Origin of the sequence: Denitratisoma oestradiolicum, assembly GCF_902813185.1 — a bacterium.
Lineage (GTDB): Bacteria > Pseudomonadota > Gammaproteobacteria > Burkholderiales > Rhodocyclaceae > Denitratisoma > Denitratisoma oestradiolicum.
The window spans coordinates 3,117,332-3,131,446 of the sequence record NZ_LR778301.1; the positions used below are offsets into that span (position 1 = coordinate 3,117,332).

Consider the following 14,115-nt stretch of genomic DNA (forward strand, 5'->3'; position numbering starts at 1 on the left):
GGGGGGCGTTCAATTTGCTTTGACGCATTTGCATGCTCGAGGATGGTGCTGGCGACCATGCGCGTCACCTGGGCTCTTCCGGTGGTTGCAGGGCCATGGAACTGGCGGCAAAGGTGAAGGCATCGGAGAAGCACATGCCATCCTCCGCCCCCTGGGCCTTGAAGTGGGGAAACACCGCCTCGACCATTTTCACCGAACCGCAGGCATAGATTTCATGGCCCTGGAGGCTGGGGAAATCCTGGAGGATGGCCTCATGGACCAGGCCCCGTCGCCCTGTCCAATCATCTGTACCGGGCTCCGACAGCACGGGAACGAAATGGAAGTTGTCGTGCTCCCGCATCCATTGCTCGGGCAGGGCCGCCATATAGAGATCACGTCGCTGGCGCACGCCCCAATAGAGATATAGGGGCCGTCGGATGCCACGATGAAAGGCATCCTCGATCATGCTCTTGACCGGCGCGAAACCGGTGGCGCCGGCCACCAGAACGATGGGACGCCCGGATTCCCGCAACACGAAATCGCCCAGCGGACCTTCGACGTGCAGTTCATCGCCCATCTTCATGCCATGGAAGACCCGGGGGGTGAAGCGCCCATCCGGCACCAGACGGATATGCAGCTCGATCGATGCGGCATCATGGGGTGGATTGGCGAAGGAGAAGGAGCGGCGCTCGCCATTTTCCAGCAGGATATTGATGTACTGGCCGGCCTTGAAGGCAAGCGCTTCCCCCGAGGGCAGGGCCAGCTTGAGCTGCATCACATCGTGGCCCAGCAACTGCATCTGGACCACCCGCACATTGAAGCTGCGCACCGGCACCCCACGCATGTCGCCGGCGGCATATTCGATTTCCGCATCGGTGAGGGCGGTAGCGCAACACATCAGCACCTTGCCCTGGGTCCGTTCCTCGGGGCTCAGGGCGCTGGGCTGGTAGAGCCCCGGATCCACCTCGCCGTTGAGCACGGTGCACTTGCAGACGCCGCAACCGCCATTGCGGCAGTCGAAGGGCAGGTTCATGTCCTGGCGCAGGCCAGCGTCCAGCAAAGTCTCGCCGAAGCGGGCCTGGACGCTGCGGTTGTCCGGATGGAAAGTCAGGGTCATTTCCGCCTGCCGGTTGCCCCTCCGCTTGGGCGGCAGCCAGGGCACCAGGAACATCAGTGCGCTCAGGAAGAGCAGCAGCATCCACACCGGCAGCGGCCCCCATCGGTAGATCAATGCCAGGGCCGGTAGCTGGAACCAGTCGAACTCCAGGTCGTGGGGCACCACGCCCAGGTCCGCCTCCCCGCCCTGGCTGAGAATGGGCTTGACCAGGGCCAGGACCAGGAACATCAGGGTGATGGCGATGGCCACTGGACGGGGCGGGTTGATGTGGGCACGGGGCACCCGCTGGACGTGAATCCACATGATGAAGCCGACGATCAGGGGCGCCCCGATATGGACAAAGGCGATCAGGGTGAATAACCGGCTGTTCACCGCCCCCTCGTAGATGAAGTTACGGATCAGGGTGCCGTTGAAAATGGGCAGCGCGTCGAACCACTCCGCCACGGCAACGACGATGAACTGGGCCAGCTTGTCCCAGACCAGCATGAATCCATTGATGCCCGAGACATAGACCAGCCAGATCAGCACCACCCCCGACACCCAGGAGAACCAGCGGAAGCCTCGGTAGCGATCGTAGGCGAAGTGGCGCGTCAGGTGCAGCGCCATGGTAAGGATCATGCCGTCGGTGGCATAGCGATGGATGCTGCGCAGGATGCCGCCAGCCCACCATTGAACGTGGGTGATGGCCTCGATGGAATCGTAGGCATCATGGACCCCGGTATCGGCGAAGATGTAGAGATAGAGACCGCTCGCCACCAGCAGCCAGAATTGCCAGAAGGTGATGGTGCCCAGATGATAGAAGGGATTGAGCTTCTCACCGAAGGCCAGGTTGAAGGTGTTTTCGGCACCCATGAAAAACCAGCGCAGCAGTCGTTGTAGGGGCTTGATCATGTCAGATGTCCTGGTGTGGGCCTATTGGAAGAACAGGCCGCCCTTGTCGGGATTGAAGTCAATGACCAGTATTTGCGCCGGCTTGAGATGAACCTGCTGCTCCCGTGCGTAAGGAAAGCCACTCTGGCGCAGGTTGTCGTTCATGCGCACCAACAGGACATGGTCCCCTGCGGGTACTTCGAAGCGTCGATAGATCGTTGCAATACCGTCCCTGGCAATACCGGTAGGTTGCATCTGGCCATGAAACAGGGGCTTGCCATCCATATTCAGCTCCAGGGCGATGGGCGAACGCTCCCGAGGACAATCCAGGGGCGCCCTCATATTGCGCGGCAGCTTGGCCAACTCCTCGGGCGTACGCTGTCGGCATTCGCGCCCACCCAGGTGACTGATGGAGAGCTTGATTACCGCGTGATCCGGCGGCAGGTGCTGATAGCGGGGAGAAGTGGCGAAATAGCCGATAAAGGCTGCAAACGCGCCATACAGGACGGTTTGTCCGAGGATTGCTATGGGTTTCATGACATAACCTCATTCCTGGAAACTCGGGAGGATGATCGGGGTCCGGCTGGGGCCGCCAGTCGCTGACGGAAATCCGCCATTGCGGTTGCAAGTTCTTGCTGTTGGGTGGCCTCCAGCCAGATGACGCACAGGCGTTCCCTGTCACCGGCCAAACGGTGATGGGGTTCCCGCTCTCCGGCCAGGCGCTGTTCGGTCCAGCGCTTGCCCAGACGGAATTCACAGGAGCGGCAACCATAGAGCAGGACCCCGGCGGCGCCACGCAGGGCATATTCGACCAGGGCCGGCGGCAGCATGCCGATACAGGGCAGACGCAGGACGAAGGTGTCCTTCCCCTCCAGGGCCGTGGGGTCGACGCTGCGCTCGCAAGCGAAGAGGATCAGGCCCGGGGCGCTACCCGATTGAGACAGGGCCTGATCCACCCGGGCGCGCAGCTCGGCCACGGATAACTGGGGAAGCTCGATTCCGCTCACCAGTTCGGTGGCTCGGCGGAAGGGGTTGGATGAGGGACAGGAACCCACGCAGATGCCGCAACTGGCGCAAAGGTCAGCATCCACCCGTGCAATCATTTCCCGTCGGCGCTCCGGCAGGGGTTCCATGCGGATCGCACCGTAAGGACAATCCTCGTAGCAAAGGCCGCAGCCACTGCATTGGGTCGGGGTGACAAAAACCACGGCAGGACGGCGGAAGGGCAGGCCGGGCAGCAGGCCGAACAGCAGGGTCAGGCCCAGCAGTACGCTCCAGACGATACTCGGCGAACTGTATTCGGTGGCCGGATGCAGTAGCAGGAAGAACCAGTCCAGGCCAATCTGTACGGGTTCCCGGGTCAGGTCGGCCGTTTGACCGCTCAACACGGGGAATAGCAGGGAGAGCAGGGCCAGGGCAGCGCCCAAGCCCAGGGCAAGACGACGACGGGGCAGATGCACCACGCTACTAATGCGGTGCACGTGGGCCCAGATAGCCAGCACGAGCAACAGAGGCAGTCCGATATGCATGAACACCAGCAGAGAAAAGAATCGGTCATTCATCATCTCGGGCGAGACGAAATTGCGCGCCATGGGGTCGGCGAAGATGGGCAGCACATCGAGCAGTTCCGCCGTGGCCACGGCGGAATACTGACCCCGCTGATCCCATACCAGCCAGCCTCCCACCAGGCCAGAGGCATAGGCCAGCCAGAGCAGGGGAATCCCCATCAACCATGTGTAGAGGCGGTGCCCGTGGAAACGGCCCAGCATCAACTCCCGCAGCAGATGCAGCATCATGATCACGACAAAGGCATCGGCGCCATAGCGGTGCAGGCTGCGGATCAAGCCGCCCCAATACCACTGCTGTCGGCTCAGGCTGTCGATGGAGCGATGAACGCCGTCGATGCCGGTGTCCAGCACGATGTAGAGATAGATGCCCGTACCGGCGACGATCCAGAACAGGAACAGGGCCAGGGCGCCCAATTGCCGCAGGGGGTTGTCCGCCAGGGGGAAGACGGTATCGAACAAACATTCCAGCCGCTGCCAGACGTGCCGGGGGAGATGGGTGCCCCCCATGGGTCAGGTCGCCACCTTGCGGCGGCGTTCACGCCAAACCACGTAGCCCAGTCCGGCCAGGAAGGTCAGGAAACCGCCGATCTCCATGAACAGGGTGTAGTCAATACGATAGCGACCACTCTTGGGGTCATAGACCGAGCAGAGAATACGTACCCGATCCAGCAATTCGGTCACGGCATTTTGTCGCGGCAAGGCACTGCCCACCACCAGCGCCTTCAAGGGCTCCACCAGCATGTCGGCGCTGAAGCTCTCCCCGTAGATCTGACGGACGATAATGCCATCGCCATCGACCAGGGTGAGCTGATTCAGGTGGTCGAATCCAGCGGCATTCTGTACAAAGCTGAAACCGAAGGCGGCGGTCAGCGCATCCACATCCCCCACTTCCGGACTCAGAAACAACCAGTTGGGCAGACGTACCCCCTGTTGCAGGGCATAGGAATTCATGGCCTGAGGAGAATCAAAAGGCTGGTTGAAACCAATACTGACAATGGTGAAACGCTCGGCCCCAAGCGCATTGACCGTACCCTCCACCGCCTTTTGCAGATTGCGGGTGATGGTGGGGCAAACCTGGAAACAACCGGTGTAGATGAAATTCACCAATAGGGGCTTGCCCCGCAGCCGGGACAACTCCACCGGCTTGCCATAGCGATCCCGCAGCAGCATTGGCGGCAGCGCCCGCCCCACAGCAGCCTGGGATCCGGTCAGGGCCGCATCCCGGTCCAGGGTGGTCAGGCTTGCTTCCGACCCCGGAGCAACCGTTTGGGCAACCAACTGGGGCGGACCGGCGGAAACTCCCTGCGGAGCAAATACAAGGGACAGCGCCAGGCCAAGGAATGCGGCCCAAGGACTCATGACAATCCGGCTAAAGCCAGGCTTCGATCATTGTGGCAGCCAGCAGCAGCGACAATTGAATCAGGGATGCGAAGAAACAGGACATGGCGCTGGCACGGCCAGGGTTTTGCGACAGTTTCCAGGCCTTATGGACAAACCAGCCGCCGCCCGCGACGGCGGCCGCCAGGTAGAGTACTCCCAGGCCCAGCAGGGCCGGCAGGAAGGACGCGGCCACCAGCATCAGAGCGGCTTCGAAGACCATCCGCGCCGCCCGCCGCTCCCCCACAACTACCGGCAGCATGGGAATGTTGGCCGCAGCGTAATCTTCCTTGCAGGCGATGGCCAGGCTCCAGAAATGGGGCGGCGTCCACAGGAAAAGGATAAAGGCCAGGGCCAGAGGAACGGCACCCAGTTGCGGATTCACCGCCGCTGCGCCGGCCAGCACGGCCCAACTGCCTGCCAGGCCTCCAATCACAATATTGAGCCAGGTCCGGCGCTTGAGCCAGACTGTATAGACCACAGCGTAAAAAAAGGCGCCCAGAAAAACATACAGGGCGGTCCAGGCATTCAATACCCACCCGGCCGCAATCACCGACAGGGCCAGCAGCCCGCCGATGGCCAGCAGCCAGCCGGGGCCACGTTGCATGTGTCCGGCGGCAAAGACACGATTTCTCGTGCGCCGCATCAGGGGGTCGATGTCGTATTCGTAATATTGGTTGAAGGCGCCGGCACTGGCGGAAGAGAACAGCACGGAGAAGAACAGCACCGCGATCTGCCCACCGCTCAGAGATGGTCCGGAACTGACGGCCATGCCGGCAAGAGCAGTTATCGCGATCACCAATCCTATGCGCGGCTTGAAGACGCCAAGAACACCGCGCATCGTTTGGTATGCAGTCACAGGCTGGGGTGTAGTGGTGTGCATATCTGACATCAGCTCACTTTGAAAACCTTGCGGCCCGACATTCGGGCCGCAAGGGCTCCATTATTAACCGAGTTGCCAGACCTCGGACAAGTACTTCCAGTTCACAAAGTAGTAAAGCACGAAGGCCGTCAACAATAGCCCTGCAAGGGCCATGGTTCCTGGCACCACCACATGCTCGGCACTGCCGGTGGAGGACACTGCGGCGGCCGGGCTGTCCGGCGGGAAGGGCGTACGCTTCTCGCTGATGATGCCTTCATCCAGCTTCTTGCCGAACAGCAGGGAGCCCACCACGATCAGGATCCACAGGGCGCCGCCAATCACGGTGATAACACCGAAGACGCCAGTCAGGCCCATCATCAGGTAGGCGGAACCCGGCCACTCGTATTGGAAGGGCGCCCCGGAGAATGCCATGTCCCAATGACGACGGGACACCCCCAGGGTACCGGCTCCCATCATGACCAGAGAGGTGACTGCCATGCCGATGCCGAACAGGTAAGGCTGAATCTTGGCCATGCCCGGCATGATGATTTCCCGCTTGAACAGCACGGGCACCAGCAGGTAGGTCAGGGCCATGAAGGCCAGGGTGGTTCCTCCCGCTACGGTGGCATGGAAGTGGCCCGGCACATAGAAGGTATTGTGCATCAGCATGTTGAGCTGCTCGGTGCCCAGCACAACACCGGAGATGCCGCCGATGAAGCCGAAAATCACCAGCGAGAGGAACATGCCGGAAAAGATCGGATTGCCCCAGGGCGCCTTGCGCAGCCATTCGAACATGCCCTTGGTGTAGCCCTTCTTGCGCTGGGCCGCCTCGATGGCGCCCGGTACGGTGAAGCCGTGAATCATGGAGGCCATTACCGCGAAATACATGAAGTAGGAGGTGTTGAGTACCTTCCATTCGCTGCTTAGACCCGGATCGGACAGCAGGTGGTGGGCACTGGCCAGTTGCAGGAACAGGATATAGAGGAAGTAGGCGAAACGGCTCACCTTCTCCGACAGGGGCTTGGCGCCGAACACCACAGCAGCGATCAGGTACCAGATCGCCACATGGGCAGAGACGTTGATCTGCTGGGAACTGTGACCCATGCCCCACCAGAGCACCCGGTACATCTGGGGATCGATTTCCTTGATGTAGCCCACGGACCAAAGGAAGGTCGGAATCAGGATGATGGCGCCGGAGGCGATGGTGAACACGGCGATGATGCAGGCCGTCAGGGCGCCGAAGGTGACCAGGGGAATGGAGCCCTCGTAGGTCTTTTCGGCCTTGGCCACGACCAGGGTGCCAAGGAAGATGAAGCAGCCGATCAATGCGCCCACCGCGAAGAGGATCAGTCCCAGATAGAAATGGGGCTTGGCCTGCATCGGCGCGTAGGAGGTCATCATCACGCTGGACTCGCCGCCGAAGATGGCGACGTTGGCCATGATCGCGCCCACCACCATCAGCCAAAACTGGACCCAGCCCAATGCCGGCGTGGCCAATCGACTGCGCAGTAATGTGGACGAGGCGAAGTAAAGCACCGCCATCTCGAAAAAGATGATCCAGATGATCAGCATGTCCACGCCATGGGCGGTGAGAATCATGTAGAACTGATCCGCCGGCAGCAACTTGACCGCCGGCCAGCGCGTGAGGATCACCAGCAAGGCGGTGATGCCGCCGACCAGCAGCGCCAGTACGCCGGCCACGGCATTCCAGCGCATCAGCCTCTCGGCCTGAGTGTCGAACTGCAACCCGCTACGGGGGCAGATCCGGTAAGTGGTAGCCATATCTGTCTCGCTCCCTATTTCACGTAAATACGGCCGAGCATCGTATGGTGACCGATGCCGCAGTATTCGTTACAGACGATGGAGTAAATGCCTTCCTTGTTCGGCGTGATATTCACCACATGCTCGTAACCCGGCAGGACCTGGATGTTGATGTTCACCGGTTGCAGGGAAAAGCCGTGCTGGTAATCCATGGCGGAAAGGTGCAGGCGATAGGTCTTGCCCTTCTCCAGTTCCAGGATCGGCCACCACTCCCAGAGGCGTGCCACCAGATAGGCGTCGCCGCCCTCGGGCACCTTGACCACCGGCGTGTTGCGCTCGGTCTCGGTGCGCACCTGGTGCTCCTGGACCATTTTTTCAGCCTTCGCGGCATACATCTCCCGCGTCGTCTTGTAGACCTCGTTGGAAAGGTTCTGCTTGCCGTTGATATGCCAGTACACCATCATCCCGAACATGAATAACGACCACGTCAGCGCGATCAGAATCCAGGTCCATTCGATCTTGTCGATGGGTTGCTTCCACCAGATCCGTTGCGCGGGGGGCAGAATTGCGCTCATTGTGCGAACTCCCTAATAATTGCGCCGGTCATTTGGCAACGGGTATGGTTGCAATCTCCATCACGCCCCACAGAATGTAGAACACCGTGGGTACCGTGATGCCCAGAAACAGCAGCAGGAACGGGTTGTCGAGCACATGTTGCATCACCGGGATGGGTTCTTCGTTGTTGTCGGTTTCAGCCATTTTGACCTCCGTCATTTGAAGGTGGAAGTGCGCATCATGCTGCGAGGCGGGACAAACTCCTGTCATACCCGACCTGATCGCGGTCATCGCATAAGGTCATGCGACAACATGACGCGGCGGAACTTGCGCTGGCAATCCTACGCCCCAGTCTAGTGGGCACAATTGATCCAGATTAATTTTTTTGACCCCGGAATTACCATGGGAAATCAGCGACTTCCCGGATCACTATAATCGCCGGGAGTCTTCTTCCAGGCCTATCCGACATGAGCCATCCCGCCCCCCGTTCCATCGCTCTCTGGCTTTTCATCTGCGCCGCCATGGTGTTCGCCACGCTGGTAGTGGGCGGTGCAACACGCCTGACCCACTCCGGCCTGTCGATTGTGGAATGGCAGCCCCTGGTGGGGACCCTGCCCCCTCTGGACCAGTCCCAATGGCAGGCCACCTTCGAGAAGTACCAGCAGACGCCGGAATTCAGGCAGGTCAATCACCAGATGAGCCTAGAAGAGTTCAAGGGAATTTTCTGGTGGGAATACTGGCACCGGGTTTTGGGACGCACCATTGGCATGGTTTTTCTGTTTCCATTTCTCTGGTTTCTGTTGCGGAGCAGCATCAATCGTTCCCTGGCCTGGAAATTATTTGGCATCTTCATTCTGGGGGGCATGCAGGGCGCCATGGGCTGGTACATGGTCAAAAGCGGCCTGGTGGACGATCCCCGGGTCAGCCAATACCGCCTCACCGCCCACCTGTCCCTGGCCTTTCTGATCTTCACCGCCATGGTCTGGGTGGCCCTGGACCTGCTGCGGCCCCGGACTGTCGCCAGCGTCGACTCACCGCTACACGGATTGAGGAAGGCCGCCGGCTGGCTGCTGTTGCTGGTGTATTACATGGTGGCCAGCGGCGGCTTTGTGGCAGGAATCCGGGCCGGCAAGGCCTACAACACCTTCCCGCTGATGAACGGTTCCTGGATCCCGCCGGAGATCATGATGATCGACCCCTGGTACCTGAACTTCTTCAACAACATGGCGACGGTCCAGTTCGATCATCGCCTGGGTGCCTGGTTGCTGGCCCTGCTGGTGCCCTGGTTCTGGTGGAAACTTCAGCGCTCGGCGGCCACGAGCCAGGCAAGACGTGTCGGCCACCTGCTGCTGCTGGCGCTGGCGACCCAGATCACCCTGGGCATCGCCACCCTGCTGCTGGCGGTGCCCGTGGCCCTGGGCACTGCCCATCAGGGTGGCGCCATGGTGGTCTTCGGTCTGCTGCTGTGGCTCAACCACGAACTCAGGACGGCGGAGACGCGGTAAGCCCGCAGCCAGACCCACCGGCTGTGATAGACTCGCTGCCCCTGACCCTGGGCCAGATGATGCATTTTCAGGCCGTCATGGGCGGCTTACCCAAACGATTTTCCCGCGACAGGGCGCTCGGCGCCCTGTCGGTGTTTCTGGAGCAGCGAACATGCCGGTGATCACTCTTCCCGACGGCTCCCAGCGCGAATTCCTCCACCCGGTCACCGTGGCCGAAGTGGCGGCATCCATCGGCGCCGGCTTGGCCAAGGCAGCCCTGGCCGGCCGTGTCGATGGCCGGCTGGTGGATACCTCCCATTTCATCGAGGCCGATGCCAGCCTGGCCATCATCACCGACAAGGATGCCGACGGCCTGGAAGTGATCCGTCACTCCACCGCCCACCTGCTGGCCTACGCGGTGAAGGAGCTGTTTCCCGAGGCCCAGGTCACCATCGGCCCGGTGGTCGAGAACGGCTTCTACTACGATTTTGCCTGCCCCCGCCCCTTCACTCCCGAGGATCTGGAGCGGATCGAGCATCGCATGGCAGAACTGGTCAAGCGTGACATCCCCATCTCCCGGGAAGTGCTGCCCCGGGACAAGGCCATCGAATTCTTCAAGTCTCTCGGCGAACACTACAAGGCTGAGTTGATCGAGGCCATCCCCGCCGGCGAGGAAGTCTCCCTTTACCGCGAAGGCGATTTCATCGACCTTTGCCGGGGTCCCCACGTGCCGTCCACCGGCAAGCTCAAGGCCTTCAAACTGATGAAGGTGGCTGGCGCCTACTGGCGCGGTGACTCCAAAAATGCCCAGTTACAGCGCATCTATGGCACGGCCTGGGCCAGGAAGGATGAGCTGGACGCCTATTTACATATGCTGGAGGAGGCCGAGAAGCGGGATCACCGCAAGCTGGGCCGGCAACTGGACCTGTTCCATCTCCAGGAGGAAGCGCCGGGACTGGTGTTCTGGCATCCCCACGGCTGGACCGTGTGGCAGGAAATCGAGCAGTACATGCGCCGGGTCTATCAGGAGAACGGCTACCAGGAGGTGCGCTGCCCCCAGATCCTGGATCGCAGCCTGTGGGAAAAGTCCGGTCACTGGGAGCACTACAAGAACAACATGTTCACCACGGAGTCCGAGACCCGGGACTACGCCGTGAAGCCCATGAACTGCCCCGGCCACGTGCAGATTTTCAACACCGGCCTGCGCTCCTACCGGGATCTGCCCCTGCGCTACGGCGAGTTCGGCTCCTGTCACCGCAACGAGCCTTCCGGTGCGCTCCATGGCGTGATGCGGGTACGGGGTTTCACCCAGGATGACGGTCACATCTTCTGTACCGAGGACCAGATCCAGCCCGAGGTGAAGGCCTTCAACGATCTGGTGCGTCGGGTCTACGCCGACTTTGGCTTCAGCGACGTGGCGGTGAAGCTGGCGCTGCGGCCCGAGGGCCGGGTGGGCGCGGACGAGCTCTGGGACAAGGCCGAAACCGCCCTGCGGGAAGGCCTGCGTACCAGCGGCCTGGAGTGGGAGGAACTGCCCGGCGAAGGCGCCTTCTACGGCCCCAAGATCGAATTCCACATCAAGGACGCCATCGGCCGCTCCTGGCAATGCGGCACCATGCAGGTGGATTTCTCCATGCCCGGCCGCCTCGGGGCCGAATACGTGGGCGAGGACAACGCCCGCCACGTGCCGGTGATGCTCCATCGCGCCATCCTGGGTTCCCTGGAGCGATTCATCGGCATCCTGATCGAAAACCACGCTGGCGCCCTCCCCCTCTGGCTGTCGCCGGTGCAGGTGGTGGTGATGAGCATTTCCGAAGGCCAGGCGGATTACGCCGAAAATGTTGCGGAAAAACTGCGCGCTGCCGGTCTGCGGGTCGAGTGCGATTTGCGCGCCGAGAAAATTAACTATAAAATCCGCGAACATAGCATGTTGAAACGGCCTTATCTCGTCGTCGTCGGCGACAAGGAAAAGGCCGCTGAGTTGGTCGCTGTCCGCGCCCGGGGCAATCAGGATCTCGGGCAAATGTCTCCCGGAACTTTGGTGGAGCGCCTGCTGCAGGAAATACGCAGCCGGGCGTAGCGGCTTGATTTTTTTAATTTTTTGGAGATCTGAACCATCGCCCAGGATAAGACGCAACGCGTCAACGATGAAATCACTGCCCCTGAAGTCCGCCTAGTCGGCGAGGGTAGCGAACAACTTGGTATCGTGCCCATTCGTCAGGCACTGACATTGGCAGAAGAAGCGGAACTGGATCTGGTGGAGATTGCTCCCCTGGCCCAACCCCCCGTGTGCCGGATCATGGATTTCGGGAAGTTCAAGTATCAGGAATCCAAGCGGGCCCACGAAGCCAAGTTGAAGCAGAAGCAGGTTCAGGTCAAGGAAGTGAAGTTTCGTCCCGGAACGGACGAGAACGACTACCAGATCAAGCTGCGCAACGTAACGAAGTTCCTGCAGGAAGGCGACAAGGCGAAAATCACCCTGCGCTTCCGGGGCCGCGAGATGGCCCACCAGGAAATCGGGATGCGGATGCTGGAGCGGATCAAGGCCGACATCGAGGTTCTGGGTGTGGTTGAACAGTTCCCCAAGATGGAGGGACGCCAGTTGATCATGGTCCTGGCGCCCCACAAGAAGCAGGTCAAGTAACAGAATTCCCTCCATCGCCTCGGCGGTGGGGGATACACAAGCGGTTGCGGGTCATCAAGCGCCCCCGAGGTGGGGGACACCTGGCACCGTGTTAAAAGGAGATCTTCGATGCCGAAGATGAAGACCAAGAGCGGCGCCGCCAAGCGGTTCAAAATCCGCGCCGGCGGTAGCGTCAAACGCTCCCAGGCGTTCAAGCGCCACATCCTGACCAAGAAAACCACCAAGGCCAAACGCCAGTTGCGCGGCATGACGGAAGTTCACGCTTCCGACGTGAAGCAGGTTCGCGCCATGATGCCCTACGCCTAAGGAGAAACCGCCATGTCACGAGTCAAACGCGGTGTAACGGCGCGCGCGCGCCACAAGAAAGTTCTCGCCCTGGCCAAGGGCTATCGCGGTCGCCGCAGCACGGTCTACCGGATCGCCAAAGAGGCGGTGATGAAGGCGGGGCAATATGCCTACCGCGATCGTCGCCAGCGCAAGCGCCAGTTCCGTGCTCTCTGGATCGTCCGTATCAACGCGGGCGCCCGGGAACTGGGCCTCAAGTACAGCACCCTGATGAACGGTCTGAAGAAGGCCCAGATCGAGGTGGATCGCAAGGTGCTCGCTGACCTTGCCGTGTTCGACAAGCCGGCCTTTGCCGCCCTGGCGAACCAGGCCAAGGCCCAACTCGGCGCATAAGCGTAATCGTTGCGAAAAGAGGGAGGCCTGGTGCCTCCCTTTTTTGATTGCGGAACCCCATGGAAAATCTGGAACAACTGGTCGCCGAAGCGGTGGCCGACTTCTCCCGGGCTACCGAGCCAGCCCGACTCGAGGAAGCCAAGGCCCGCTACCTGGGCAAGGAAGGCTCCCTGACGGCCCTGTTGAAGGGGCTGGGCAAGCTGCCGGCCGAAGAACGCAAGAGCGCCGGCGCCACCATCAACGTCGCCAAGGAGAAGGTGGAAGCCGCCCTCACGGCGCGCCGCGATGCCCTGCGCGATGCCGCCCTGCAAGCCCAACTGGCGGCAGAAGCCCTGGACGTGACCCTGCCCGGCCGGGGCCAGGAGGGTGGCGGCCTGCATCCCGTGACCCGCACCCTGGAACGGGTGGAACAGTTATTCCGCTCCATCGGTTTCGACGTGGCCGAAGGCCCCGAGATCGAGAGCGACTGGCACAACTTCACCGCCCTCAACACGCCGGAAAAGCACCCGGCCCGATCCATGCACGACACCTTCTACCTGCTCGGCGCCGAGGGCAAGGTGCAGGAGGACGTGCTGCTGCGCACCCACACCAGCCCGGTGCAGATCCGCACCATGCTGGCCCATGTGGAGAAACACAAGCATCTGGACACCCTGCCCGAGATCCGGGTGATCTGCCCGGGCCGGGTCTATCGCGTCGATTCGGACGCCACCCATTCGCCCATGTTCCATCAGGTCGAAGGCCTCTGGGTGGGCGAGAACGTGAGCTTTGCCGACCTCAAGGGCGTGGTGGCGGATTGCCTGCGGCGCTTTTTCCAGAGCGACGATCTCACCATGCGCTTTCGCCCGTCCTTCTTCCCCTTCACCGAACCCTCGGCGGAAATGGATATGGCCTTCATGAGCGGGCCTCTCGAAGGGCGCTGGCTGGAAATTGGCGGCTGCGGCATGGTCCATCCCAATGTATTGCGCTGCGGCGGCATCGACCCGGAAAAGTACACCGGCTTCGCCTTTGGCATGGGGCTGGACCGGCTCACCATGCTGCGTTACGGCATCAGCGACCTGCGCCTGTTCTTCGAAGGCGATCTGCGCTTTCTCAACCAGTTCAACTGATCATGAAGACCTTTCCCCCATCCCCTTTCCCGAGGAAAGGGGTGATTACGGTTCAGCCGCAACAGGACTGCGGCTTCCGTGTTTCTGGTTGCACGCCTCCTTGGGGCGGCCCAG

At 61.3% G+C, this 14,115-nt stretch carries 14 protein-coding genes; 6 read left to right on the top strand and 8 right to left on the bottom strand.

What is annotated here, in order from left to right; all coding sequences use genetic code 11:
- Positions 1 to 64: 64 nt before the first annotated feature.
- The 8 genes from DENOEST_RS14120 to DENOEST_RS14155 all read right to left on the bottom strand — a co-directional run bounded on the left by DENOEST_RS14120 (position 65) and on the right by DENOEST_RS14155 (position 8,293).
- Entirely contained in the window at positions 65 to 1,987 is a 1,923-nt protein-coding gene (locus DENOEST_RS14120) for a 2Fe-2S iron-sulfur cluster-binding protein (RefSeq protein ID WP_145770688.1), read from the bottom strand.
- 21 nt (positions 1,988 to 2,008) lie between these two features.
- Positions 2,009 to 2,503: a hypothetical protein gene (locus DENOEST_RS14125; RefSeq protein WP_145770689.1), complete on the bottom strand. Its 495-nt coding sequence runs from the start codon at positions 2,501 to 2,503 to the stop codon at positions 2,009 to 2,011.
- Positions 2,500 to 4,041, bottom strand: coding sequence for a cytochrome b N-terminal domain-containing protein (locus DENOEST_RS14130; RefSeq protein ID WP_145770691.1), 1,542 nt, complete (start codon positions 4,039 to 4,041; stop codon positions 2,500 to 2,502). The genes DENOEST_RS14125 and DENOEST_RS14130 overlap by 4 nt, the downstream gene beginning before the upstream one ends.
- Positions 4,042 to 4,044: 3 nt before the next feature.
- Complete coding sequence (locus DENOEST_RS14135) at positions 4,045 to 4,893, bottom strand: SCO family protein (RefSeq protein WP_145770693.1); 849 nt, start codon at positions 4,891 to 4,893, stop codon at positions 4,045 to 4,047.
- Positions 4,894 to 4,903: 10 nt separating this feature from the next.
- Positions 4,904 to 5,752 carry a heme o synthase gene (gene cyoE / locus DENOEST_RS14140; RefSeq protein ID WP_197970626.1) on the bottom strand — a complete coding sequence of 283 codons (849 nt, stop codon included), beginning with the start codon at positions 5,750 to 5,752 and terminating at the stop codon, positions 4,904 to 4,906.
- Between the two features lie 105 nt (positions 5,753 to 5,857).
- Positions 5,858 to 7,555, bottom strand: coding sequence for a cbb3-type cytochrome c oxidase subunit I (locus tag DENOEST_RS14145; RefSeq protein ID WP_145770695.1), 1,698 nt, complete (start codon positions 7,553 to 7,555; stop codon positions 5,858 to 5,860).
- A gap of 14 nt (positions 7,556 to 7,569) precedes the next feature.
- Positions 7,570 to 8,109 carry a cupredoxin domain-containing protein gene (locus tag DENOEST_RS14150; RefSeq protein ID WP_145770696.1) on the bottom strand — a complete coding sequence of 180 codons (540 nt, stop codon included), beginning with the start codon at positions 8,107 to 8,109 and terminating at the stop codon, positions 7,570 to 7,572.
- Positions 8,110 to 8,137: 28 nt separating this feature from the next.
- On the bottom strand, positions 8,138 to 8,293 hold the full coding sequence (locus DENOEST_RS14155; protein ID WP_170228192.1) for a hypothetical protein: 156 nt from the start codon (positions 8,291 to 8,293) through the stop codon (positions 8,138 to 8,140).
- Between the two features lie 263 nt (positions 8,294 to 8,556).
- Between DENOEST_RS14155 and DENOEST_RS14160 the strand changes: the two genes are divergently transcribed.
- The 6 genes from DENOEST_RS14160 to pheS all read left to right on the top strand — a co-directional run bounded on the left by DENOEST_RS14160 (position 8,557) and on the right by pheS (position 14,001).
- The gene (locus DENOEST_RS14160; RefSeq protein ID WP_145770697.1) at positions 8,557 to 9,594 is read left to right on the top strand and encodes a COX15/CtaA family protein; all 1,038 of its coding nucleotides are present in this window, start codon (positions 8,557 to 8,559) and stop codon (positions 9,592 to 9,594) included.
- Between the two features lie 151 nt (positions 9,595 to 9,745).
- Complete coding sequence (thrS, locus tag DENOEST_RS14165; RefSeq protein WP_145770698.1) at positions 9,746 to 11,653, top strand: threonine--tRNA ligase; 1,908 nt, start codon at positions 9,746 to 9,748, stop codon at positions 11,651 to 11,653.
- 36 nt (positions 11,654 to 11,689) lie between these two features.
- Positions 11,690 to 12,217: a translation initiation factor IF-3 gene (gene infC, locus DENOEST_RS14170; RefSeq protein WP_145770699.1), complete on the top strand. Its 528-nt coding sequence runs from the start codon at positions 11,690 to 11,692 to the stop codon at positions 12,215 to 12,217.
- Between the two features lie 108 nt (positions 12,218 to 12,325).
- Positions 12,326 to 12,523: a 50S ribosomal protein L35 gene (rpmI, locus tag DENOEST_RS14175; protein WP_145770700.1), complete on the top strand. Its 198-nt coding sequence runs from the start codon at positions 12,326 to 12,328 to the stop codon at positions 12,521 to 12,523.
- Between the two features lie 12 nt (positions 12,524 to 12,535).
- Entirely contained in the window at positions 12,536 to 12,895 is a 360-nt protein-coding gene (gene rplT / locus DENOEST_RS14180; RefSeq protein ID WP_145770701.1) for a 50S ribosomal protein L20, read from the top strand.
- 59 nt (positions 12,896 to 12,954) lie between these two features.
- On the top strand, positions 12,955 to 14,001 hold the full coding sequence (gene pheS, locus DENOEST_RS14185) for a phenylalanine--tRNA ligase subunit alpha (protein ID WP_145770702.1): 1,047 nt from the start codon (positions 12,955 to 12,957) through the stop codon (positions 13,999 to 14,001).
- Positions 14,002 to 14,115 lie beyond the last annotated feature (114 nt).